Genomic DNA, 680 nt, shown 5'->3' with positions numbered 1-680 from the left:
CTATGGTCTTTATTTTTATGGATTAGATGCCAATGATATATGGGGCAATATGAGAAATCTGGGAACGCAAGGCGTTGCTTTGGAAAAGACAACTGTTCAGTTATCAAAGACAAATTTTTTAGTTCCAGAAGGGATTGCCATTTATGGTACTGGAGATGCTGGTTATGGGGCTGAAGCTACCCTTGAATTATCGGAAAGTACAAAAGTCTCTGGTGATTTATTGTTAAAAGCTGAAAATAATTCTTCTCTTAGTGTTCAAGCCTATTCTTCGACTCTTACAGGGGGAGCACGCATTGAGGATAGGTCTCGTATTGATTTGCAGTTAAGAAATGGTTCAACATGGTATCTTACTAAGAGTAAATATCAAGGTTCACAAGAAGCGGACTTTACGGTTTCATCGCTTTCTACTTTGAGCCTTTTGGATAGTACCGTTTTTTTTGAGAAATATGTCTCTCAAGATTATCAAACATTGTATATTGGAAACAAAATAAACAATGGAGACGATATTCATGCATTAGACAATAGCAATAAAACAGCTGGTGTGGATGACGTGTCCAATAAAGTATACAGTGCGGAGGGAAATGTTCAGATTAAGATGAGCACATTTATGCATAATGATGGCTCCTTTGATCCTCAACAAACAGATCGCATTTTGATCTATGGGGATATTGGGGGAACAA

General features: G+C 37.5%; 1 pseudogene. It reads left to right on the top strand.

Annotated features, from left to right (window positions below):
- Positions 1-49: 49 nt before the first annotated feature.
- Positions 50-680, top strand: a pseudogene (locus ACFINC_RS09930) (autotransporter outer membrane beta-barrel domain-containing protein); the annotation flags it as partial.

Source organism: Bartonella sp. AP58NXGY (assembly GCF_042195785.1).
Classification (GTDB): domain Bacteria; phylum Pseudomonadota; class Alphaproteobacteria; order Rhizobiales; family Rhizobiaceae; genus Bartonella.
This window is presented reverse-complemented; position numbering and strand designations above follow the sequence as displayed.